Below are 20673 nucleotides of genomic sequence, written 5' to 3' on the forward strand. Positions count from 1 at the left end.
GCTGGTGGCCCCCTGGTCGTCGGTGGAGCGCAGGAGGCGGCGGACTTCGTCGCGCCAGTGGCCCGCGTAGGGGTCGCGGGAGGTGCGGACGGTGCCGCCCCGCCCCCGCCGGCGCCGGGTTCGCCCACGGCTCGGCCGGCGTCGGCTGGGCCCTGCTGCGCTTCGCCGAGGCCGTCGGCGAGCCCCCCGAGGGCCCGCACCACCGGGCCGGTCTGGCCGCCCTGCACGCCGCCACCGCGGTCCGCTCCCGCGAGGGCTCCTGGTGCCGGGGCCGCCCCGGGGTCGCGCTCGCCGTCGTGGACAGCCCGCTCGCGCTCGCCGACCGCGGGCTCGCCGACTGGGCCCAGCGCGCCGTGCGGAACACCGCCCGTGCCGCGCCGCTCGGCGACCACAGCCTCTGCCACGGCGAGTTGGGCGTGCTGGAACTGCTCGGCCGGCACGGCCCCGCCGCCGGCCGCACCCCGTGGGTCCGCCGGGCCGGGGCGCTGCTGGCCGCCGTCGACCAGGACGGCCCGCGCTCGGGCACCCCCGACCAGGTCCCGCACCCCGGGCTGCTCACCGGCCTGGCCGGGATCGGCCACGGGCTGCTGCGCCTCGGCTTCCCCGACCGGGTGCCGCCCGCCCTGCTGCTGCGCCCGCTGGTGCCGGCGGCGGCCCGCTCCGCACCGGCCGCCCTCGGCTGAGCGCCCTTCTCAGACCCGCACGCCCCCACGCACGCCCGTCCGCGCCCCCATGGCGCGGACGCGCGGCCCCGCACCACCCGTCCCAGCCGTCCCGACCGAACCGGCGCCACCCGTGCGGCGTCCTCCCCACCGGACGTCCGCACTCCGGACCGTCCACGGACCATCCACCGCGACCCGAACGGAGTCCCGAACCATGCACGACCACGATGAGCGGCTCACCCTGCCGCAATCCGCCGTCCGCCCCGGCGAGACGGCCGAACACCCGGCCGGCGAGATCCGCCTGCGCCCGGGCAACGGCCTGGGCCTGCGCTCCCGCCTGCTGGCCGGCACCGGCGGCGCCATCCCGCCGATCGTCGAGTTCCCGACCATGACGACGCCCTTCTGAGCACCGCCCGTGCCACCGCACCACCCCCGGCCCTGACCGGCCGGACCGTCCGCCGCCGGGGAACGGGCAGCCCCTCGGCGGCGGACCACCCCGACCGGACGGGCCGTCACCTGCCCCGCGGACCCGGCCGCGCGCCGAACGCGCTCCGCATGTGGTCGTACGGTAACCACCCGGTGGCGGCACCGTGCCCGCTTCGTAGTCGACTCACCACTCTTCAGAACGGATACCTCGTCAAGTAGCCTGCGGCCATGCGGACCACGTCGTCGATCACCGTTGGCCGCGCCCCCGAGCTGGCGATGCTCGGCGACGCGCTGGCCACCGCCCGCCAACAGGGCGGCGGGGCGGTCTTCCTGCTCGGCGAGGCCGGCATCGGCAAGTCCCGGCTGGCCGGCGAGTGCGCCTACCAGGCGTACGGGCTGGGCCTGCCGGTGCTGCGCGGGCGGGGCAGCTCGACCGGTACGGTGACGCCGTTCCGGCCGCTGATCGAGGCGCTCTCCTCCCGGTTCCGGGCCGCCGGACCGCCCACCGACCCCGAACTCGCCCCCTACCGCCCGGCGCTGGCCCGGCTGGTCCCCGAGTGGCGGGACAGCGCGGCGGCGGCCGGCGCGGGCGTCTACCCGGAGACGGTGGTCGAACTGGCCGAGGCGCTGCTGCGGCTGCTCGCGGTGCTCGGCCGTGACCAGGGCTGCGTCCTGCTCCTGGAGGACCTGCACGACACCGACGCGGAGACCGTCGCCGTCCTGGAGTACCTGGTCGACAACCTGGCCGGCCTGCCGGTGCTGCTGCTCGCCACGCTGCGCGCCGAACCGGGCCCCGCCCTGGACCTGGTGCGCGCCGCCGAGCGCCGGCGCGCCGCCACCGTCACCGAACTGCGGCCGCTGCCGCCCGCCGAGGTGGCCGCGCTGGCCGCCGCCGTCCTGGAGGCCGAGCGCGCCGACCTGCCGGCCACGCTGGTCGAGCACCTCACCGAGCGCGGCGACGGCTGCCCGTACCTGGTCGAGGAGCTGCTCGCCGACCTGCTGCACTCCGGCGCGCTGCGCCGGGCCGAGGACGGCCGCTGGGCGCTCGCCGACGGCTCGCGCCCCGGGGTGCCCAGCACCATCGTCCGCAGCTGGGGCCGCCGGATCGACCAACTCGACCCCCAGGTACGGGACCTGCTGCTGACGGCGGCCACCCTCGGCAGCCGCTTCTCGGTGACCACCGTCCAGCTGATCACCGGCTACGACGACCGCACCCTGTTCAGCCATCTGCGCTCGGCCTCCGAGGCCAATGTGATCGTGCCGGACGGCGCCGCCCCGGACCGCTACGCCTTCCGCCACGCGCTGACCGCCGACGCGGTGACGGCCGCCCTGGCCCCCGCCGAACGCGCCGCGCTGGCCCGCCGGGCGGCCCACGCCATCCTCCGGGCCGATCCCGACCTCGCCGACGAGCGGCGCCAGCTGGTCGCCTCGCTGCTGCTGGCCGGCGGCGACCGGGCGGGCGCGGCGGTGCACTTCGCCGAGGCCGGCCGACGGGTGCTGGAGGCGGGCGCGGCCGGATCCGCGGTGGTCCTGCTGGAGCGCGCGCACGAACTCGCCGGGGACGCCGAGCGGGCCGGTATCACCGAGCGGCTGCTGCCCGCGCTGGCCGAGTCCGGCCAGCTGGACCGGGCCTTCGACCTGGTCCGCACCCTGCCGCCGGTGCCGCCCGCCCCGCCCGCGTCCGCCGCGCCGCCCGCCGGCGCCGTCCCCGCCGTGGAGCGCCGGATCGAGCTGCACACCCGGCTCGCCTGGGCGGCCGTGATGGCCGAGCGCGGCGCCGACGCGGTGGCCCAGGTGGCCGCCGTGCGCGCGCTCACCGCCGGGCGGCCGCGCCCCGAGCAGGACGCCGCGCTGGCCGTCGTCGAGGGCCACCTCGCGCTGCTGCCCGACCACGCGCCGCCGACCGTCGACGGCAGCCCGGACGGCAGCCCGGACGGTGGCCCGCACCGTGCTGCGGACGCCTCCGCCCGGCTCACCGAGGCCGAGCGCCGTGCCCGCCACGCCGCCGAGGTAGCCGAACGGGCCGGCCTCCCGGTGGTCGCCTGCCAGGCCTGGCAGTTGCTCGCCCTGCTCGCCCGCGAGCGCGGCTTCGACGCCGCCGACGCCTGCCTGGAGCGGATGCTGGCCGTCGCCGAGACCCACGCCCTGCCGGTCTGGCGGGTCGAGGCGATGCTGCGGCTGGGCGCCAACGCCTTCATGCGCACCGGCGACGGCACCCGGCTGGAGCGCGCCCGGGCCGCCGCCGCCGGGCTGGGCGCGATCGTGCTGACCCAGACCCTGGACGGCCTGCTCGCGATGAACGCGGTGCTGCGCGGCGAGTGGCACACCGCCCGTACCACCGTCGACCGCTGCCTCGACGCCACCGCCCGGCTGCACAACCTCGCCGCCCACCGCTATCTGCTGCTCTCCTCCGCCACCCTGGCCGCCCACCTGGGCCGCACCCGGGAGATGGAGCGCGAACTGGCCCGGTTCCGGCAGGCCGGCGGCGAGGAGTCCTTCCTGACGCCGCTGCGCTACGGGCTCTGCCGGGCGGTCGGCGCGCTGCTCGCCGAGGACCGCGCCGCCGCCCGCGCCGAGCTGGCCGCGGGCCTGGCATGGGAGGAGGAGCACCCCAGCGTCTTCTACCTGGCCGGCCGGCACGGCCTGCACCCGCTGCTGGAGGTGGTCGAGGGCCGCTGGGGCCGCGCCGAACTCGACCGGGCCGCCGCCGCGCCCGCCGCCGAACTCGCCTGGAACCGCCAGTTCCTGCGCTTCGCGGACGCGGTCGTGCTGGGCCGCGAGGGCCACCCGGAGCAGGCCGCCCGCGCCCTCGCCGAGGCCCGCCCGCACGCCGCCGCCTTCCCGCTCGCGCACCACCTGGCCCTGCGGCTCGCCGCCGAGGCCGCGCTCACCGACGGCTGGGGCGAGCCGGTGGCCTGGCTGCGCACCGCCGAGGAGTACTTCCACCAGCTGGAGGTGCAGCCGGTGGCCGCCGCCTGCCGCACCCTGCTGCGCCGGGCGGGCGCCAGCGTGGCCCAGCACCGCGGCGGCCGTGACGCCGTACCGGCGGGTCTGCGCAGCTGCGGGGTGACGGTCCGCGAGTACGAGGTGCTGGTCCTGCTCGCCGACCGCCCCGGCAACCAGGAGCTGGCCCGCAAGCTCTCCATCTCCCCGCGCACGGTGGAGAAGCACCTGGCCAACCTGATCGCCAAGACCGGCCGGCCCGACCGGGCCGCCCTCTGCGCCCTCGCCGCCGAACTCTGCGCCACCCCCTGAAGCCGCGCCCCTGGAGGGCCGTCAGCCGCCGGCCGTCCCCGTCCCCGTCCCCGTCCCCGTCCCCTGGACGTGAATGCGGAGGGCCGCGGCTGCGAGGCGTGCGGCGTCGGGGCTGCCGAAGGTGTGGTGGAAGTCGGGGTCGGTCTCGTACATGGCGGCCACACCGCAGATCATGGCGGCGGAGCGTTCGCGGTCGCCCGCGTGGGTCGGAGTGCCGGGGATCTCGGTGAACCAGGCCACATGGACGGCCGCGTGGGCCTGCGAAGCGGGCGAGTCGGGGGCCTCGCCCGCTTCCTGGAGTGCGGCCCAGCGGTGCACCAGCGATTCGCTCCTGGCTTTCCAGTCACGTTGCTGGCCGATGGATTTCGCATGCCACCACTCGTTCGAGGCGTCGAAGGCCTCCTGTCCCCAGCGCCGGACGACCTCGTCCTCGTAGCGGTCGTTGAAGCCTTGGAGCATCACGTCCATCGGCGGGCGACGGCCCTCACGGCGCATCCGCACCGTGTGCTCGACCGCCTGGATGCGACGCTCGAGCGCCAGACGATCGGCCTTGAGCTGGTCCAGGTGTGCGAGCAGGGCGTCGATCTCCGCGGTGGGTGAGCTCTCGGCGTCCAGAACGGCCGCGATCCGGGCCAGGGGCATCCCGGTGTCCCTCAGCAGCAGGATCCGCTGCAACCGCCCGACCGCGTCGGGTCCGTAGTACCGGTACCCGTTGGACCCGACGCGGTCGGGGTCGAGCAGCCCGATGCGGTGGTAGTGGCGCAGCGTGCGGCCGCTGACGCCCGCACGCTCGGCGAGCTCGTGCACGGTCCACTCCACCACTGCCTCCACCTGGTCGACCCGGCCTGATCAGCCACTTCCCGGGGCTAGTGTCGCGCGTCCGGCGCCAGGCCCAAACGCGGCAGGGCGACCTCCAGGATGTCGGCCGAGGGCGTGTGGACGCTGCCGGCGGCGGTCGTGCCGGTCGCGTCGAGGTAGGCGCGCACGAGGCGGGCGCCCGCCGCGTAGCCGGCGCCGGTGGGCAGTCCGACCCGGCGGGCTCCGAACAACGCCGCGCTGGCATCGCCGAGCACCCAGGAGGCGAAGTCGGCCATGCCCGTGACGCCGAGCCCCGAGGCGACCTTCGCCAGGACGGCGTCATCGGTTCGGGTCCGCTCTCCGACGAAGTGGGTGTAGCCCCGTCGTCCGTGCAGCTCGGCGGCGAACACGTCGGCCAGGCCCTCGGCGACGACGTGCTCGCCCACGGTGACGGTGGCCGGGTCCCACACGACGCCACCGGGTGAGTAGCGCACATTGTGGTGCAACTCGTGCACCACGATCGCCTCCAACCGGTCGAGGACGACAGGGTGCGGCCACACGGTGACGGTGATGTAGCCGCTGATGCCCCCGAAACCCGAGACGCCCGCGACTTCGTTCATGAAGTGCGCGTTCGTCGGATCACCCAGGACGAGCAGGACCTGAAGGTCGGGCATCGTCAGGTCCGGGACCGCCGACGTGAGGGCGGCGACGCCGTCCCGGAGGGCCGCGCCGACGCGCTCCCAGGCGTTGGCGGCCAGCAACGTGGCGAGACCCTCGCGGACCCGCTCGTCGGTGGCGTCCGAGCCGTTCACCGGAAAGCCGAAGTTCTGCTGGTGGACCGCCGCCATGTCCACCCCGCCCGGGATGAAGAAGTACATGCCTGCCATGGGGGACCACAGGTCACGCACCCGGTCCGCTCGATCCGCGGGCGACGCCGCCAGGACGCGGCTCATGCCCGCGGCGCTGTCAATCACTGAGATGGTCATGACCCGAGACGCTAAACATTGTCGTTACGACAAGGTCAAGGCTCCCGCCTCCGTCAGGGCCGCCCGGCCCGCAGCGGGGGCGGCAGGGCGGGCTCGGCGTCCGTCCCGGGTGCGGACGCCCCGGGCGCGACCGGCTCGGGCAGGCGGTGGGCGAGCAGCCAGGCCAGCGCGCACAGGGCCACCAGCGGCGCGAGCGCGGTGCGCAGGCCGGTGTGGTCGGCGAGCAGGCCGATGGCCGGGCCGGCGACGCCGCCGACGCTGACGGCGAGGCCGAGCGTCACCCCGCTGGCGGTGCCGATCCGGCTCGGCAGGTAGTCCTGGCCGAGCGTCACCTGGAGCGAGAACGGCACGTACAGGGCCAGCGAGATCAGCGCGGCGAAGCCGTACAGGGCGACCGGGCCGGGCACCAGCAGCAGTCCGGCGACGGCCGGGACGGCGGCCGCGTACGACAGCCGGACCGTGCGCACCCGGCCCCAGCGGGCGGCGCACCAGCCGCCGAGCACCGTGCCGACCGCGCCGCCCGCGAACAGGGTGAACAGCGCCGCCGTCCCCACCCCGGAGTCGCCGCCGAGCCGCTGCCGGGCATAGAGCGCCACGAAGGAGCTCAGGCCGACGAAGACCACCGAGCGGCAGCCGATCACCGCCGAGAGCCACAGGAAGGCGGCCCGGTCGTCGCGCCGTGCGCCGTCCGCGCCGTCGGCGGCGGGCCCGGCGGCGGCGCGGGCGGCCAGCGCCCGGACCACCGGTGCGGTGAGCAGCGCCGCCGCGAGCGCGGGCACCGCCAGCCAGGGGGTCGCGCCCAGCCCGCCGGCCGCCAGGACCGGGCCGACCAGCAGCGGGGCGAGCGCGAAACCGATGTTGCCGCCGAGCGAGAACCAGCCCATCCGGGTGTGGCTGTCGCCGCTCGCGGCGCGAGCCAGCCGCGCGGACTCGGGGTGGTAGGCGGCGACCCCGACACCGGAGAGCGCGACCGCCGCGCAGAGCAGCGCGTACGGGCCGAACAGCCCGGCCAGTCCGACGCCGACACCGGCCGCGGCGGTGGCGGCCGGGATCAGCCAGGGCATCGCCCAGCGGTCGGTGAGCGCGCCGAACAGCGGCTGGACGATCGAGGAGAGCAGGGTCGCGGCCAGCACGACCCCGGCCGCGGAACCGTAGTCGAGGCCGCGCTCGGCGACGAGGAAGGGGACGAGGGCGGGCACGACGCCCTGGTAGAGGTCGACGGCGGCATGGCCGGCCGCCAGCACCGCGATCGGGGCGGCGCCGGAGGAGGGACGGGATCGGAGAGTGGTCACGGAGCGATCCTCGGGCCGCCGGGCGGTGGCGGGCTTCCGGTAAAGTGCCGGACGATGCCGATTACCCGCCAGTCGATGCCGGGGCACGCAGGTGCCGGCCGACCGCGCCCTTCCGCCGAACTGACGGTCACCCGCCCGCTGCCCGCCGGTGCGACCGTCTCCGAGCACCGCCACGAGGCGCACCAGATCGTCTACGCGGGCCGGGGCGTGCTGGCGGTCACCACCGCCGCGGGCACCTGGGTCGCCCCCGCGACCCGCGCGCTGTGGATCCCCGCCGGCACCGGCCACCGGCACCGCGCCTACGGGCCCACCGTGCTGCACACGGTCGGCCTGCCGCTGGGTCACAATCCGCTCGGCCTGGCCCGCCCGGCGGTGCTGGCGGTGGGCCCGCTGCTGCGCGAGCTGCTGATCGCCTACAGCGCCCCGGGCACCGAGGGCACCCCGGAGGGGCGGCGGATGCTGGCCGTCCTGCTGGACCGGCTGCGCCGCGCCCCCGAGCAGCCGCTGCACCTGCCGGTGCCGCGCGACGCCAGGCTCGCGGCGGTCGCCGCCCTGCTGGACGCCGATCCGGCCGACGGCCGCACCCTCGGCGAACTGGGCCGGGCGGCCGGGGCCGGCGAGCGGACGCTGAGCCGGCTCTGCCGCGAGGAGCTGGGCATGACCTTCCCGCAGTGGCGCACCCAGCTGCGCCTGCACCACGCCCTGCGGCTGCTGGCCGAGGACGTTCCGGTCACGGCGGTGGCGCACCGCTGCGGCTGGGCCTCGGCGAGCGCGTTCATCGACGTCTTCCGCCGCACCTTCGGCCACACCCCGGCGGCGCACCACCGCTGACGGGCGCTACGGCACCAGCCGGACGATCTCGCCGATCTCCAGCGCCGCGTACACCGCCCCGTCCGGGGCGACGGTGAGGCCGTGCGGCTCGGCGCCCTCGACCGGCAGCGGGTGGCCGGTGCAGTCGCCGCCGGGGGTGAGGGAGCCGATCCGGCCGGCCGCCCACTCGGTGAACCAGAGGCGGCCGTCCGGCCCGGCGGCGACGGCGTGCGGGCGGGCCGCGCGGTCGGGCAGCGGATGCTCCGTCACCTCGCCGTCGACGGTGATCCGGCCGACCTGGCCGGCGCCGATCTCGACGAACCAGAGCGCGTCGCCGCCCCGGGTGATGCCGACCGGCGCGGCGCCCTCGGTGGGCAGCGGGTACAGGGTGATCCCGCCGTCGACGGTGATCCGGCCGATCGCGTGGGCCTGGTTGAGGGTGAACCAGAGGGCGCCGTCCGGCCCGGCCGTGATCATCGAGGGGAAGCCGCCGGAGACCGGCAGCGGGTACTCGGTCACCTCGCCGTCCACGGTGATCCGCCCGATCCGGTCGGCGTTCAGCTCGGTGAACCAGAGCGCGCCGTCGGGGCCGGCCGCGATGCCGTACGGCCCGCAGCCCCCGGTGGGCAGGGCGTGGGAGCGGGTCTCGCCGTCCACCGTGATCCGGCCGATCCGGTGGTCACGCATCCGGGTGAACCAGAGCGCGCCGTCGGGGCCCGCGGTGATCACCGCGGGTCCGCAGCCGGGCGCGTCCAGCCCGTACCGGGTGACCGTCCCGTCGGCCGCCAGCCGCCCGACCTCCCCGGCGTGCACCAGGGTGAACCAGACGGCACCGTCGGGGCCCGCGGTGATCCCGTACGGCCCGGCCGCCCCGTCCGCCACCACGATCCGTTCCATCGTCATACGCCGTCCCGTCCCCTTTCCCCGGCCCGGCCGGTGATCACCGGCCGCACCCGCAGCACTCTCCCCCACCGGCCCCGTCCGGGCAACCGGGATTCGCGGCGGCGACGGATTGTCAGTGCGACCGTCTACCGTCCCCGGCATGGGTGTCTATCTGGTGAGTGTCGAGGCCGACGACTGGCTCGACGACGAGATGTTGGGCCCGGTCGGCCGGGCGGTCGACGCGGCGCTGGCCGGGCGCGGGCTGCCGCCGTTCGTCTGCCCGCCGGTGACGGAGTTCCGGGCCGGGTCGGGGCTGCACTTCGAGGAGAAGATGTACCGTCCGATCGCCGGCTTCGAGCGGTTCTGCGGCGAGTTGGCCGACGGCACGGTGGAGACGCTGCTCGGCTGGGACGTGCTGCTGCCCGTGGAGCTGGAGGCGCCGCTGGTGCTGCCGGTGGAGTGCGCGTACAACGACGTGACGGCGGTCTGGGACGCGCACCGGGTGCTCGCCGCCGCGCAGCGCGTGGCGGAGCTGCTCGCACTGCCGCCCGGGATACCCGAGCACTGCGACAACCTGGAGATCGGCCTCTGGTTCGACCGGCACGCGAGCGCGGCGGCGGTCTCCTCCCCGGGCCCGTGGTCGGAGGACCTGGACGTCGCCTTCTACTCCGCGCTCTTCCTGCGCGCCGCCGAGTACTCGCTGCGGCGCGGCCGTCCGCTCGCCTTCTCCTGAGCCGCCCGCTCCTGGGCCCGCCTATCCGTGGGCCCGCCTATTCCCGGGCCGCGTCCGTGAGGGCCTCGGCCCCGCCGCCGTTCCGGTCGGCGCGGCGCCGCCGGCCGGGGTCGCCGCGCAGCACGGAGACCACCCCGAGCCCGGCGGCGCAGACCGGGACGGCCAGCAGGGCGCCGATGATGCCGGCGATCCCGGAGCCGGCCACCACGGCGACCATGATGGTGGCCGGGTGGAGTTCCACCGTGCGGCTCTGGATCAGCGGCTGGAGGATGTTGCCCTCGACGACCTGGACGGCGACCACCACGCCGAGCGCCCAGAGCGCCGTGCCCAGGCCGCCGTCGGCGAGAGCGACCAGCACGGCGACGGTGCCGGAGAGGAAGGCGCCGACGAACGGGATGTAGGCGCCCATGAAGACCAGCGCGCCGAGGCCGGGCGCGCCGGGGACGCTGAGGACGAGCAGTCCGACGGTGATGAAGAAGGCGTCGATCAGGGCGATCAGGGTGGTGCCGCGCATGAAGCCGGCCATCGCCTCGAAGGCCCGCTCGCCGCAGGCCACCACCGTCTCGGCGGTGCGCTCGGGCAGGTAGGAGCGGACCACGTCGCCGGTGCGGTGGCCGTCGCGCAGGAAGAAGAAGACCAGGGCGAGGGCGAGCACGGCGCCGGTGGCGATCTGGGTGGCCAGGCCGAGGCCGGAGAGCACGCTGTCGGTGAGGGTGGTGACCAGGGTGTTGGTCTCGCCCTGGGCGTTGTCCAGCACGTGCCGGATCTTCTCGCCGAAGGGGCCGAGCCAGTCGGCGAGCCGGTCGCCGGCCTCCTGGAGGGCGGCGGCGATCTGCGGGGCGCTGTGCACCAGGGAGTTGACCAGCAGGGCGATGACCGTGGAGACGGCGGCCACCAGCACGGCGCAGGTGAGTCCGGCGGCCACGGACCGGCTGACGCCGCGTCGGACCATCCACGGCATCACGGGCTGGAGCAGCGAGGTGCCGAGCAGGGCCAGGATCACCGGCACGGTGGCGGCCCGCAGTTCGACCAGGGCGAAGACGATGAGCGAGGCGACGGTGATCAGCAGCACGAGTGCCGCGGACCACGCGGCGGCGGCCCGGACCGGGGCCGGCAGCATGAGGTAGGGGCGTCGGTGGTCGGCGGGTCGCCGTTCGGGCGGAGTCTGCCCCGGCATCCGTTCCTCCGTCAGGTCGATCGGTCCAGGTCTGCCCCATCTGAGCAGACGATCCGATCATATGCCCGTTTTGCTCCCTCCCGGGCGGCGCCCGCCCCGGGGCCCTCGGCGCGACCGGGGCGGTGGCGCCGGCGCTCAGTCGCGGAGCCGGAACAGCCAGGCCTGCCGCTGGTCCCGGCCCTCCAGCGGCCGTAGCGCGGTGCGCTGCGGGAAGATGTCCAGCACGCTCAGGTCCAGCGCCAGTTCATGGCCGTCGACCGGACCCCCGGGGAGGACGACATGGAAGGAGAGCGGCTCGGCGGCCTGGTACAGCGCCCACTCGAACTCCTCGGTGACGCCCCTGACCTGCTGGTTCACCTCGGGCGGGCCGTCCAGGCCGACATAGGCGCCGTGCCGGACGTTCCTGATGACGACGTTTCCGTTGTCACAGCCGGTCACCTCCCAGTCCTGTTCCCCGGGCTCGCCGGTCGGGGGCAGGACCACCACGAACTCCTTGGCGGTCTGCAGGGTGAGCAGTTCCTCGTCGGGCTTGGCGATCGCGTAGACGCCATTGTGCACAGGGGCCACGGCCGACTCCATCTCGGTAGGGTGGCTCGATTCAAGCCAGCCGGGCCGGTACCGGCCGAGAGCACCGCCGCCGGACCACCCCAACGAGTCACCGCCCCCGGACGTCCGTCCGCTCCTCGAACGCGCTAGCCGGCCTCCTCGAAGCGGACCTCACCGCCGCCGCCGGCGAAGGCCAGCACCCGTTCGGCCTCGGTCCGCGCCGCGTCCCGGTCGGCCCGGGCGAGCGCCGCGAACGGGCGGACCGTCACCGACCGCGCCCCGGCGCCCTCCCCGGTGAGCTGCCAGCTCCCGGCGACCAGGCCGTCCACCAGGACGGAGCCGAGCACGATGCCGTTCTGGGTCATCACCCGGGGCCGGTGGGCCTCGGGCAGCACCCGGGTGCGGTCGGCGTGCGAGAGCAGCAGGTTGTCGAACGGCGCGACCAGCCGGACCGGGGCCGGGGTGTCCGGGTCGGGCCGGGGCGCCTCGGGCAGGTCGTACAGCAGCCGGCCCTGCTCGTCGCGGAAGGTGACCAGGCCCGGGGCGAGCCGCTTCAGCACCGCGGCGAGCCGGCTGAGGCCGCACCACTTCTGCAGGTCGGCGGCGGTGGCGGGGCCGAAGGCGGCGAGGTAGCGCAGCGCGAGGCCGTCGAGCGAGGCCGTGGGGTCGAGCGGCCGGCCGAGCCAGGCCTCGGCGGTGGTGTGCGCGGCGGGACCGCCGCGCCCCCACAGACCGCGCGGCGGGACCTGCACCAGCGGCAGCCGGCAGCGCGCGGCCTGGGCGAGCGCGGCCGGGTCGCGGTCCGGGCGGGCGGCGGCCAGTTCGGCGCCCAGCCGCTGGAAGGTGCGCGGCTCGGCCTCGACCAGGGCGCGGGCCTCGGCGGCCAGCGCGTCGAGGTCGAGGCCGGTCAGCCGCTTGCCGAAGGTGGTGCGCAGCTGCTGGTCCAGCATCGGCTGCAGCAGGGGCCGCAGGGTCAGGCAGTCCTCGGCGGTGACCAGGTGGATGGTGCCGCGCTGGAGGGCGATCCGCACGACCCGCCGGGTCTCGATCAGCCCGGTGAGCGCGTCGGGGGTGAAGCCGTCGATCCGGGCGAGCAGGCCGAGGTAGGGCGGCTGCGGGGCGGCCTGGGCCTGGAGGCCGCCGAGGTGCCCGATCATCGCGGCCGGGGTGGTGCCGGCGCGCTCCAGCAGGTGCTGACGGGCCAGCAGCGCGCGGCCGAGCGCCCGCGGGCCCAGCACCCCGCCGTCCTCCCCCCGCGGTCCCCCGGTCACCGGCGCCCGTCCAGGACGGAGCGCAGCAGGGCGATCCGGTTGCTGGTGATCGAGTCGACGCCGGCCTCGTGCAGCTTGCGCATGGTGCGGCGCAGGTCGGCGGTCCAGGTGGAGACGGCCAGCCCGGCGTGGTGGGCGGCGGCGGTGAACCCGGGGGTGGCCAGGCCGAACGGCGGGTTGATGAAGCGCGGGCGCAGGTCGTCGAGCAGGGCGCGCACAGGCAGCCGGGGCTGCTTCCAGGTGAGCGCGATCTCGGCGTCGGGGGTGAGGGCGCGCACGGCCAGCATGGCGGTGGCGGGACCGCAGAAGGCGACCCGTTGCTCGGCGCCGAGGCCGGTGACGACCTCCCAGGCGGCGGCCGCCGGGCCCGGGTCGTCGAGGTCGATCAGGAGCCTGGCGCCGGGCGCGGCGGCGGCGGTGGCCTTGAGCGCCTCGGCGAGGGTGGGGACGCGGTGGTGGCCGTCGTCGAAGGCGTCGAGCTGCTCGGCGGTGAGCCGGCCGAGCGGGCGCGGGTCGCCCCAGAGGCGTTCCAGGGTGGCGTCGTGCAGCAGGACCGGGACCCGGTCGCGGGTCAGCCGGACGTCCACCTCGACGGCGTCGGCGCCGGCGGCGAACGCTGACTCCACGGAGGGCAGGGTGTTCTCGCGGTGGCGGTACGGGTCGCCGCGGTGGGCGACGGCGAGGACGGGGCGGCGGGCGGCGGATGCGGTCATCGGTCCGTTCATCGGTCCGTTCATCGGGTCGGAGCGGCGGTCTTCGCGGGCGGCCGGGGTCAGCGGATCCGGCCGGCCAGCCACGGGGTCAGGGTGTACAGGGTGACGGCCTCACGGTAGCTCCGCTCGCCCGGCACGGTGACGATCATGGTGCAGGAGGGCGGGAAGACCCGCTGCTTGAGGTGGACCAGGCCGGTCCACACCGAGTTCAGGAAGGCCGGGACGCTGTCGCGCGGTACGTCGAAGGCGATCTGGTCGACGGTGACCACGGCTTCGTCGTGGACGAACAGGCGGACGGTGACCGCGGGGGTGCCGGCGATCTCGACCAGCGCCTCGTGGGGTATCGCGGCCGGCTCGTCCATGCCGCTGCCGCCGTTGCCGCCGGCGCCGACCAGGCCGGCGAAGGTCTGGTCGCGGCCGATGTCGTGGCTGGTGCGCACCGAGCGGCCGTGCCGGGCGGCCATCGCCTCGACGGCGAGGACGGCGGCCTGGGTGGACGGCAGGGGGTCATGGGGCATCGGCGGTCCTCTCCTCGTCGCGCGATTCCTCGGCGCCCGGGACGTCGGCGCCGGCTCCGTCGGCGCTCAGCGTCGTTCGATCATCACATTGGTGGACTTGATGACGGCCGTGGCGGGTGCGCCGGGCACCAGCTCCAGCTCCTCCGCCGACTCCCGGCTGATCAGCGAGACCACCCGGAACGGTCCGGCCTGGATCTCCACCTGGGCGGCGACGTCGCCGAGCACCACCTCGGTGACGATGCCCGGGAAGCGGTTGCGGGCCGAGGAGGGGCGCCCTTCGGCGGCGGCCGTCTCGGGGCGGGCCAGTTCCCGCGCGAAGGCGGCCAGCTCGGCGCCGGCGATGATCCGGTGGCCGTGCTCGTCGCGCTCGGCGGGGATCCGGCCGGCGTCCACCCAGCGCCGCATGGTGTCGGCGCTCACGCCGAGCAGTGCCGCGGCCTCGCCGATGCGGTAGGGGTTGGCCGGTGCCCCGGGCTGGCCCATGGTTGCGACTCCTGACGGTGGTGCGGACGATCGGCCGGGGAGACGGCCGTGGTTCGCCCCGCCCGCTCCCCGCCCCCCGGCCCATCCTGCCGTACCGGCCGGCCCGTGCGGGTACGCCCCCGGGGTTTGCGGGCGGAGGCTACGGTTCGCCGAAGAGGTCCCGGCGGACGGCGTCGCCGGCGGTGAGCACGGCGCCGCCGAGCACCGCGCCGCCGCCCACCTCGCCGGGACGGACCTCGGTGCGCACCGGGGAGAGCCCGGCGAGCCGCCGTTCGACCCGCTCGGCCAGTTCGGCGCCGCCGGCCCGGCCCGTCTCACCGCCGAGCACCACGCAGCCGGGGTCGAGGACCACGCAGACCGCGGAGACGCCGAGCGCGATCCGTTCGGCCAGCTCGTCCAGGAACGGCCCGCCGGGCCGGCCGTCGCCGAGCGCGTCGAGGGCGGCGCGGACGGCCGCCTCGGCGGCGGGGGCGTCGTCGGCCGGGCCGGCGGGCAGGCCGTGGGCGCGGGCCAGCGCGCAGACGGCGGCGCTGCCGGCCAGGCTGTGGAAGCCGCCCTCGCAGCTGGTGGCGGAGGGCAGGGCGGTGGTGCCGGGCACGGGCAGGAAGCAGATCTCGCCGGTCCCGCCGCGCGCGCCCCGGCGCAGTCGGCCGTCCAGCACGACGGCGGCGCCGACGCTGTGGCCGAGCCAGACCAGCACGAAGTCCTCCCGGTCGCGGGCGGCGCCGAGCCGGTACTCGGCGCGCCCGGCGAGGTTGACCTCGTTCTCCACGATCACATCGGTGCCGGGCAGGTCGCGCAGGGCGGCGAGGAGTTCGGTGTGCCAGGCGGGCAGCTCACCGGTGGACTGGAGCCGGCCGGTGGCGGGGTCGACCAGACCGGGGGCGCCGACGGCGACGGTGTGCAGGTGCTCGACGCCGGCCCGGCGGGCGGTGTCGAGCAGGGTGCGGACGATCCCGGCGGCGGCCGCGCGGTGGGCGGCGGGGTCGGGGCCGGGCTCCGCGACGGCGAGTTCGGCGCCGCCCAGGGTCTGCCCGGCGAGGTCGGCGACGACCAGGGTGACACCGCCGGAGCGGACGTCGATCGCGCCGAGGTGGGCGCGCGAGGCGACCAGGGCGTAGAGCCTGGCGTTGGGTCCGCGCCGCTGTTCGCCGCGTTCGCCGACGACGGCGACCAGGCCGGTCCGCTGGAGCCGGTCGAGCAGATCGGCGACCGTGGGCCGGGAGAGGCCGGTGAGGTCGCGGAGCTCGGTCGCGGTCAGTGGTCCCTGGTCGAGCAGCAGGTTGAGCGCCAACCGGTCGTTGATCGCCCGGGCGGTGCTCGGCGTGGCCGTACGCGCGGTGGTCATGGCCGGACATCCTTCCAGAGTGTTTCTATCAGGGTCCCTTCCTGATAATTTAGCGAACCGTCGCCGCACTGCCACGTCGACGGGCGCCACCGCGCCCACCACACCACCCCCAGGGCACCGCCGCGCCGCGCGCGACGGGGAGGGAAGAGCCGGATGACCACCAGCCTCACCGCAGCGGGACCACCCTTCGGCAGCGCGGGCGCCGCACGCCGCGCCCGCCTCGCCGTCTCCCTCGTGTTCGCCGTGCACGGCGCCGTCGGCGGCACCTTCGCCAGCCGGATCCCGTGGATCAAGGACCACCTCCACCTCTCGCCCGGCCAGCTCGGCCTGGCCCTGGTGATGCCGGCCATCGGCTCCTCCCTGGCGATGCCGCTGGCCGGCCGGGTCGTGCACCGCTTCGGCGGACGGGCGGCGGTCGCCGGCCTGCTGTCGCTCTGCTGCCTGGCGCTCGCCCTGCCCGTGCTGGCCCCCTCGCTGCCGGTGCTCTGCCTGTTCCTGCTGACCTTCGGCGCGACGGCGGGCATGTCGGACGTGGCGATGAACGCGCAGGGCGTGGAGATCGAGCAGCGGCTCGGCCGCTCCATCATGTCCGGCCTGCACGGGATGTGGAGCGCGGGCGGGCTGGTGGCGGCCGGCGTGGCCATCCTGGCCGCCCATTGGGACTTCGACCCCCGGGCGCAGGTCGGCGTCACCGCCTTCGTCCTGCTCGCCCTCGCCCAGCCGGTCTGCGGCGCGCTGCCCGACCTGCGCGCCCCCGAGCAGACCGAGGCACCGCCGCGGTTCGCGCTGCCGCCGCGCAGTTCGCTGGTGATCGGACTGGTCGGCTTCTGCGCGGTGTTCGCCGAGGGCGCCTCGATGGACTGGAGCGGTGTCTACCTGCGCGACGTCACCGGCGCCTCGCCCACCGTGGCGGCGGCCGCCTACACCGCCTTCTCGCTCACCATGGCGGTCAGCCGGCTGGCCGGCGACGCGGCGATCCGCCGGCTGGGCGCCGTCCGGGCCGCCCGGCTGAGCGGCGCGATCGCCACCGCCGGCGGGCTGCTGGTGGTCGTCGCCGACCGCCCGGCGCTCGCCGTCCCCGGGTTCGCGCTGATCGGGGTCGGCGTCGCCGTGGTGGTCCCGCTGGCCTTCGCCGCGGCCGGCCGGACCGGCGGAAACCCCAGCCAGGCCATCGCCGGCGTCGCCACCGTCACCTACACCTCGGGCCTGATCGCCCCGGCGATCATCGGCGGCCTCGCCCAGGCCACCTCGCTCACCGCCTCCTTCGGCGTGGTCACCGCGCTCACCGCGGCCCTCATGCTCAGCGCGGGCGCGCTGCGCCGGGCCGAGCAGCGGACCCCGGGAAACGTGACCACTCCGGAACCGAAAAAGGCTTTCGAAAAAAACACCCCGGCGATATGATGGGAAATTCCTCGGGGAATTCTCGCTAGCATCTCGGAACGCCGGGCGCGCACGGTCGCGCCCGGCGTTTCCGCGACCGCGAAGGATTTCCCGTGTGCTACCCGGCCGATGCCGCCCCGCCCGCTTTCAGCCCCGCCACCCACGGCCTCGCCGAGGCCGCCGACCTCACCCTGGCCTCGGCCGACGGCACCGAGGTCGCCGCCTTCCTGGCCCGCCCGGAACACCCCGCCGGCCCCGGAGTGCTGGTGCTGCCGGACAACAAGGGCCTTTCCGATTTCTACCGGCAGACCGCCGTCCGGCTCGCCGAACAGGGATTCCTGGCACTCGTCGTCGACTATTACGGACGCACCGCCGGCGCCGACCCGGAGAACCGCGCCCCGGAATTCGGCGAGCTGCCGAACCTGCTGCCGCACCTGCTCGCGCTCACCCCCGAGGGCCTCGACGCCGACCTCGCCGCCGGCGCCGACCGGCTGCGCGCGCTCGGCGCACCCGAGGTCGTCGCGCTCGGCTTCTGCTTCGGCGGCCGCCAGGCCTTCCGCGCCGCCGCGCCGCGCTTCGGCCTGGCCGGCGCGGTCGGCTTCTACGGCTACCCCGACGCCCTCAACGGCGCCCCGGGGCCGACCCAGCTCGCCGCCGGACTGACCGCGCCGATCCTCGCCTTCTGGGGCGGCGCCGACGAGCACATCCCGCCGAGCGCGGTCGCCGCCTTCGACGCCGCGCTCACCCGAGCGGGCTGTGCGCACGAGTTCATGACTTTTCCTCAGGCTCCGCACAACTTTTTCGAACTCACGACGGTCCAACACCGCGACGCCGCAAGGGAGTCATGGTTCCGACTCCTCGGCTTCCTGTCCGAGCGCACCATCCGTCGCACTTCAGGAGGACACCCGTGAACGCATCCACCCCCGCCCGAAGACTCCGTCCCGGCGCGGCCCTCGGCGCGCTCCTCACCGCCGCGGCGACCGTCCTGGCCGCACCGGGCACCGCCCACGCCGGGCGGATCACGTACTACTCGCCGTACTTCGAGATCCGCAACACGGCGACCGGCAAGTGCCTGGAGGTCGCCGACTGGCGCACCGACGGGGGAGCGCCCATCCGCCAGTGGACCTGCACGGGTGGCGCCAACCAGCGGTGGAAGGGCAGCAACACCGGGTTCCTGGTCAACCTGAACAGCGGGCTGTGCCTGGACATCCCCGGCGCCAGCACCGCGTGGGGCGTCCAGCCGATCCAGTGGACCTGCACGCTGTACACGCCTCCGCAGAACCAGTCCTGGCAGACCCCGGGCGTCAACCGGCCCTCCCCGAACACCGTGCCCAACATCCTCGGGCCGGTCCTCGACGTGTACGGCTACGACCCCTCCGACGGCGCACCGGTCGTCACCTGGGGCGCCAACGGCGGCGCCAACCAGATCTGGATCGGGCTCAACCCCCGGGTCGACCTGCCCTACTGACACCGCTCGCGCCCCACCCGGCGCCTCGGCGCGGCCCTCGGCGCGCTCGTCGCCGCGGCGCTCGACCCCCAGGTCACCCTGCCTCCCTTCTAGCAGCCCCGGTGCCGGGACGCCCGCCGTCCCGGCACCGGAACCGAGCACCCAAGGAGCGCCATGCCTCTCCGCCCCGCCGCCGTCCTGCTCGCCCTCACCGCCGGCCTCGCCCTCGGCGCCCCGTCGGCGCAGGCCGACACCACCCTGCCCACCCCGACCTCGCCGCCCTTCTCGATCGTGAACCTCGACTCCGAGAAGTGCCTGGAGGTGGCCGACTGGCGCACCGACGACGGCGCCCCCGTCCGCCAGTGGAAGTGCACCGGCGGCGCCAACCAGCAGTGGTACTGGACCGCCGACCGCACCCTGGTCAACGTCCACAGCGGGACCTGCCTGGACATCCCCGGGTACAGCACCGCGCCCGGCACCCAGCCCGTGATCTGGCGCTGCAACGGCGGCACCAACCAGCAGTGGACCGAACAGCCGATGCACTCCGGAACCCGCCGCTACGCCAACGTGGCGAGCGCGCTCGTCCTCGACGTCGCCTTCGGTGCCAAGTACGACGGCGCGCCCGTCATCCAGTGGAACCCGATCGAGACCCCCGTCGCCTACAACCAGATCTGGTTCCCCGGGGACTTCACCCCGGGCCCGCGGAACTGACCGCGCGGCGACCCGCGCGTCCCAACACACCGAGGGGGAACCCATGACCCGTCGTCCCACCGCCCCCGGCCGCCGGCTCGGCGCGGCCGCCGCCGTCCTCACCGTCGCCGGAACGCTCGGCCTCGTCGCCCCCGGCACCGCGCAGGCGAGCCCCGACCGGCCCTTCCAGATCGCCGGCGCCAACCGCAGCGGCCCCGGCCCCACCGAGCAGTGCCTGGACGTCACCGGCCGGCGGACCGACGACGGCGCGCCCGTCGAGCAGTGGCCGTGCAACGGCGGTGACAACCAGAAGTGGTACTGGACCGACGCCCACGAGCTGGTCGGCGTCGGGAGCGGCAAGTGCCTCGACATCCCGTTCAGCAGCACCACGGAGGGCGTGCAGGCCATCATCTGGCCGTGCAACGGCGGCGACAACCAGAAGTGGACCAACACCCTGGTGCACCACGTCGAGATGTACACCCTGACCAACGTCAACAGCGGGCTCCTGCTGGACATCCGGGGCGCGGACCTGACGCCCGGCGCGCCGGCGATCCAGTGGCCCCCGAACGGCGGGTTCAACCAGCGGTGGTTCTACACACCTTGGCAGAACGGCCGGAACTGACCCCGGGAGGTCATCATGCGCACCCACCGCACCACCGCCCCGCACCGGCTGGGCGCGGCCGCCGCCGTGCTCACCGCCGCGGGCACCCTCGTCCTCGCCTCCCCTGCCGACGCCCACGCCGACAGGGCCGCGACGACGATCCGCAGCATCGTCACCAGCGGCAAGTGCCTGGAGGTCGCCGACTGGCGGACCGACGACGGCGCCCCCGTCCGCCAGTGGTCCTGCCACGGCGGCGCCAACCAGCAGTGGATCACCACCGACCACGGAGAGATCGTCAACGTTCACAGCGGCAAGTGCCTGGACATCCCCAACTACAGCCCCACCCCGGGCACCCAGGCCGTCCAGTGGACCTGCAACCGCGGCCTCAACCAGGCGTGGCACATCCACCCGCGCGGATGGAAGCCGGAGTTCTACGTGGACAACCTCTTCAGCCAGCTCAGCCTGGACCTCTTCGGGTGGGGCTCCGCCGACGGCACACCGGTCGGCCAGTGGACGCCGCACGGTGAGGGCAACCAGCGCTGGTACCTCTGACCGTCCCGCCCCCGCCCGGTCCGCCCGGCCCATCGTCATCGGCGCGTTCACCACCTCCAGCGACGCGGAGAGCGGCGCCGGGCAGTTCACCTTCGACAACCTG

Annotated in this window: 22 protein-coding genes; 11 read left to right on the forward strand and 11 right to left on the reverse strand. The window is 75.6% G+C overall.

The genetic code is table 11. The features are described from left to right. The 3 genes from ABTX81_RS38690 to ABTX81_RS38700 form a co-directional block, all read left to right on the forward strand. A partial coding sequence (locus tag ABTX81_RS38690; protein WP_350555486.1) for a lanthionine synthetase LanC family protein occupies positions 1 to 683 on the forward strand: 683 nt, incomplete at its 5' end. A gap of 193 nt (positions 684 to 876) precedes the next feature. After that, complete coding sequence (locus ABTX81_RS38695) at positions 877 to 1068, forward strand: hypothetical protein (RefSeq protein WP_350555488.1); 192 nt, start codon at positions 877 to 879, stop codon at positions 1066 to 1068. A 248-nt stretch (positions 1069 to 1316) separates the two neighbouring features. Next, on the forward strand, positions 1317 to 4343 hold the full coding sequence (locus ABTX81_RS38700) for a helix-turn-helix transcriptional regulator (RefSeq protein WP_350555490.1): 3027 nt from the start codon (positions 1317 to 1319) through the stop codon (positions 4341 to 4343). A gap of 21 nt (positions 4344 to 4364) precedes the next feature. Here ABTX81_RS38700 and ABTX81_RS38705 read toward each other — a convergent pair whose 3' ends face one another. The 3 genes from ABTX81_RS38705 to ABTX81_RS38715 form a co-directional block, all read right to left on the reverse strand. Then, entirely contained in the window at positions 4365 to 5150 is a 786-nt protein-coding gene (locus ABTX81_RS38705; protein WP_350555492.1) for a MerR family transcriptional regulator, read from the reverse strand. A gap of 59 nt (positions 5151 to 5209) precedes the next feature. After that, a complete protein-coding gene (locus ABTX81_RS38710) occupies positions 5210 to 6019 on the reverse strand; it encodes a DUF2268 domain-containing putative Zn-dependent protease (protein ID WP_350555494.1) in 810 nt (269 codons plus the stop codon). A 161-nt stretch (positions 6020 to 6180) separates the two neighbouring features. Then, complete coding sequence (locus ABTX81_RS38715) at positions 6181 to 7419, reverse strand: MFS transporter (protein ID WP_350555496.1); 1239 nt, start codon at positions 7417 to 7419, stop codon at positions 6181 to 6183. 54 nt (positions 7420 to 7473) lie between these two features. Here ABTX81_RS38715 and ABTX81_RS38720 point away from each other — a divergent pair, with 54 nt between their 5' ends. Continuing rightward, positions 7474 to 8250, forward strand: a complete 777-nt coding sequence (locus ABTX81_RS38720) for an AraC family transcriptional regulator (protein ID WP_502892958.1) — start codon at positions 7474 to 7476, stop codon at positions 8248 to 8250. Between the two features lie 6 nt (positions 8251 to 8256). Here ABTX81_RS38720 and ABTX81_RS38725 read toward each other — a convergent pair whose 3' ends face one another. Then, positions 8257 to 9132, reverse strand: a complete 876-nt coding sequence (locus ABTX81_RS38725; RefSeq protein ID WP_350555497.1) for a Vgb family protein — start codon at positions 9130 to 9132, stop codon at positions 8257 to 8259. 139 nt (positions 9133 to 9271) lie between these two features. Here ABTX81_RS38725 and ABTX81_RS38730 point away from each other — a divergent pair, with 139 nt between their 5' ends. Then, positions 9272 to 9844, forward strand: a complete 573-nt coding sequence (locus ABTX81_RS38730) for a hypothetical protein (RefSeq protein WP_350555499.1) — start codon at positions 9272 to 9274, stop codon at positions 9842 to 9844. A 37-nt stretch (positions 9845 to 9881) separates the two neighbouring features. On the opposite strand, the gene ABTX81_RS38735 is transcribed toward ABTX81_RS38730, so the two are convergent. From ABTX81_RS38735 to ABTX81_RS38765, 7 genes are all read right to left on the reverse strand, one after another. Next, positions 9882 to 11021, reverse strand: coding sequence for an AI-2E family transporter (locus ABTX81_RS38735; protein WP_350555501.1), 1140 nt, complete (start codon positions 11019 to 11021; stop codon positions 9882 to 9884). A 135-nt stretch (positions 11022 to 11156) separates the two neighbouring features. Next, positions 11157 to 11588: a ricin-type beta-trefoil lectin domain protein gene (locus tag ABTX81_RS38740; protein ID WP_350555503.1), complete on the reverse strand. Its 432-nt coding sequence runs from the start codon at positions 11586 to 11588 to the stop codon at positions 11157 to 11159. A 125-nt stretch (positions 11589 to 11713) separates the two neighbouring features. Then, a complete protein-coding gene (locus ABTX81_RS38745) occupies positions 11714 to 12838 on the reverse strand; it encodes a winged helix DNA-binding domain-containing protein (protein WP_350555505.1) in 1125 nt (374 codons plus the stop codon). Continuing rightward, the gene (locus ABTX81_RS38750) at positions 12835 to 13551 is read right to left on the reverse strand and encodes a glycerophosphodiester phosphodiesterase (RefSeq protein WP_350555507.1); all 717 of its coding nucleotides are present in this window, start codon (positions 13549 to 13551) and stop codon (positions 12835 to 12837) included. The genes ABTX81_RS38745 and ABTX81_RS38750 overlap by 4 nt, the downstream gene beginning before the upstream one ends. 59 nt (positions 13552 to 13610) lie before the next feature. Beyond that, positions 13611 to 14069, reverse strand: a complete 459-nt coding sequence (locus ABTX81_RS38755; protein WP_350555509.1) for a hypothetical protein — start codon at positions 14067 to 14069, stop codon at positions 13611 to 13613. A gap of 66 nt (positions 14070 to 14135) precedes the next feature. Beyond that, positions 14136 to 14552: a TOBE domain-containing protein gene (locus tag ABTX81_RS38760; protein ID WP_350555511.1), complete on the reverse strand. Its 417-nt coding sequence runs from the start codon at positions 14550 to 14552 to the stop codon at positions 14136 to 14138. A 139-nt stretch (positions 14553 to 14691) separates the two neighbouring features. Then, positions 14692 to 15900, reverse strand: coding sequence for an ROK family transcriptional regulator (locus ABTX81_RS38765; RefSeq protein ID WP_350555513.1), 1209 nt, complete (start codon positions 15898 to 15900; stop codon positions 14692 to 14694). 153 nt (positions 15901 to 16053) lie between these two features. Here ABTX81_RS38765 and ABTX81_RS38770 point away from each other — a divergent pair, with 153 nt between their 5' ends. From ABTX81_RS38770 to ABTX81_RS38795, 6 genes are all read left to right on the forward strand, one after another. Then, positions 16054 to 17301 carry an MFS transporter gene (locus tag ABTX81_RS38770; RefSeq protein ID WP_350555515.1) on the forward strand — a complete coding sequence of 416 codons (1248 nt, stop codon included), beginning with the start codon at positions 16054 to 16056 and terminating at the stop codon, positions 17299 to 17301. Positions 17302 to 17393: 92 nt separating this feature from the next. Further along, positions 17394 to 18191, forward strand: a complete 798-nt coding sequence (locus ABTX81_RS38775; protein WP_350555517.1) for a dienelactone hydrolase family protein — start codon at positions 17394 to 17396, stop codon at positions 18189 to 18191. After that, complete coding sequence (locus ABTX81_RS38780; RefSeq protein WP_350555519.1) at positions 18188 to 18748, forward strand: RICIN domain-containing protein; 561 nt, start codon at positions 18188 to 18190, stop codon at positions 18746 to 18748. Before ABTX81_RS38775 ends, ABTX81_RS38780 begins: the two co-directional genes overlap by 4 nt. 153 nt (positions 18749 to 18901) lie before the next feature. Further along, positions 18902 to 19438, forward strand: a complete 537-nt coding sequence (locus tag ABTX81_RS38785; protein ID WP_350555521.1) for an RICIN domain-containing protein — start codon at positions 18902 to 18904, stop codon at positions 19436 to 19438. A 43-nt stretch (positions 19439 to 19481) separates the two neighbouring features. Continuing rightward, positions 19482 to 20039 (forward strand): RICIN domain-containing protein, encoded by a 558-nt coding sequence (locus ABTX81_RS38790; RefSeq protein ID WP_350555523.1) that lies wholly within the window; start codon positions 19482 to 19484, stop codon positions 20037 to 20039. 15 nt (positions 20040 to 20054) lie between these two features. After that, positions 20055 to 20570, forward strand: coding sequence for an RICIN domain-containing protein (locus ABTX81_RS38795; RefSeq protein ID WP_350555525.1), 516 nt, complete (start codon positions 20055 to 20057; stop codon positions 20568 to 20570). The last annotated feature ends 103 nt before the right edge of the window (positions 20571 to 20673 follow it).

This window comes from Kitasatospora sp. NPDC097605 (assembly GCF_040302725.1).
Taxonomy (GTDB): domain Bacteria; phylum Actinomycetota; class Actinomycetes; order Streptomycetales; family Streptomycetaceae; genus Kitasatospora.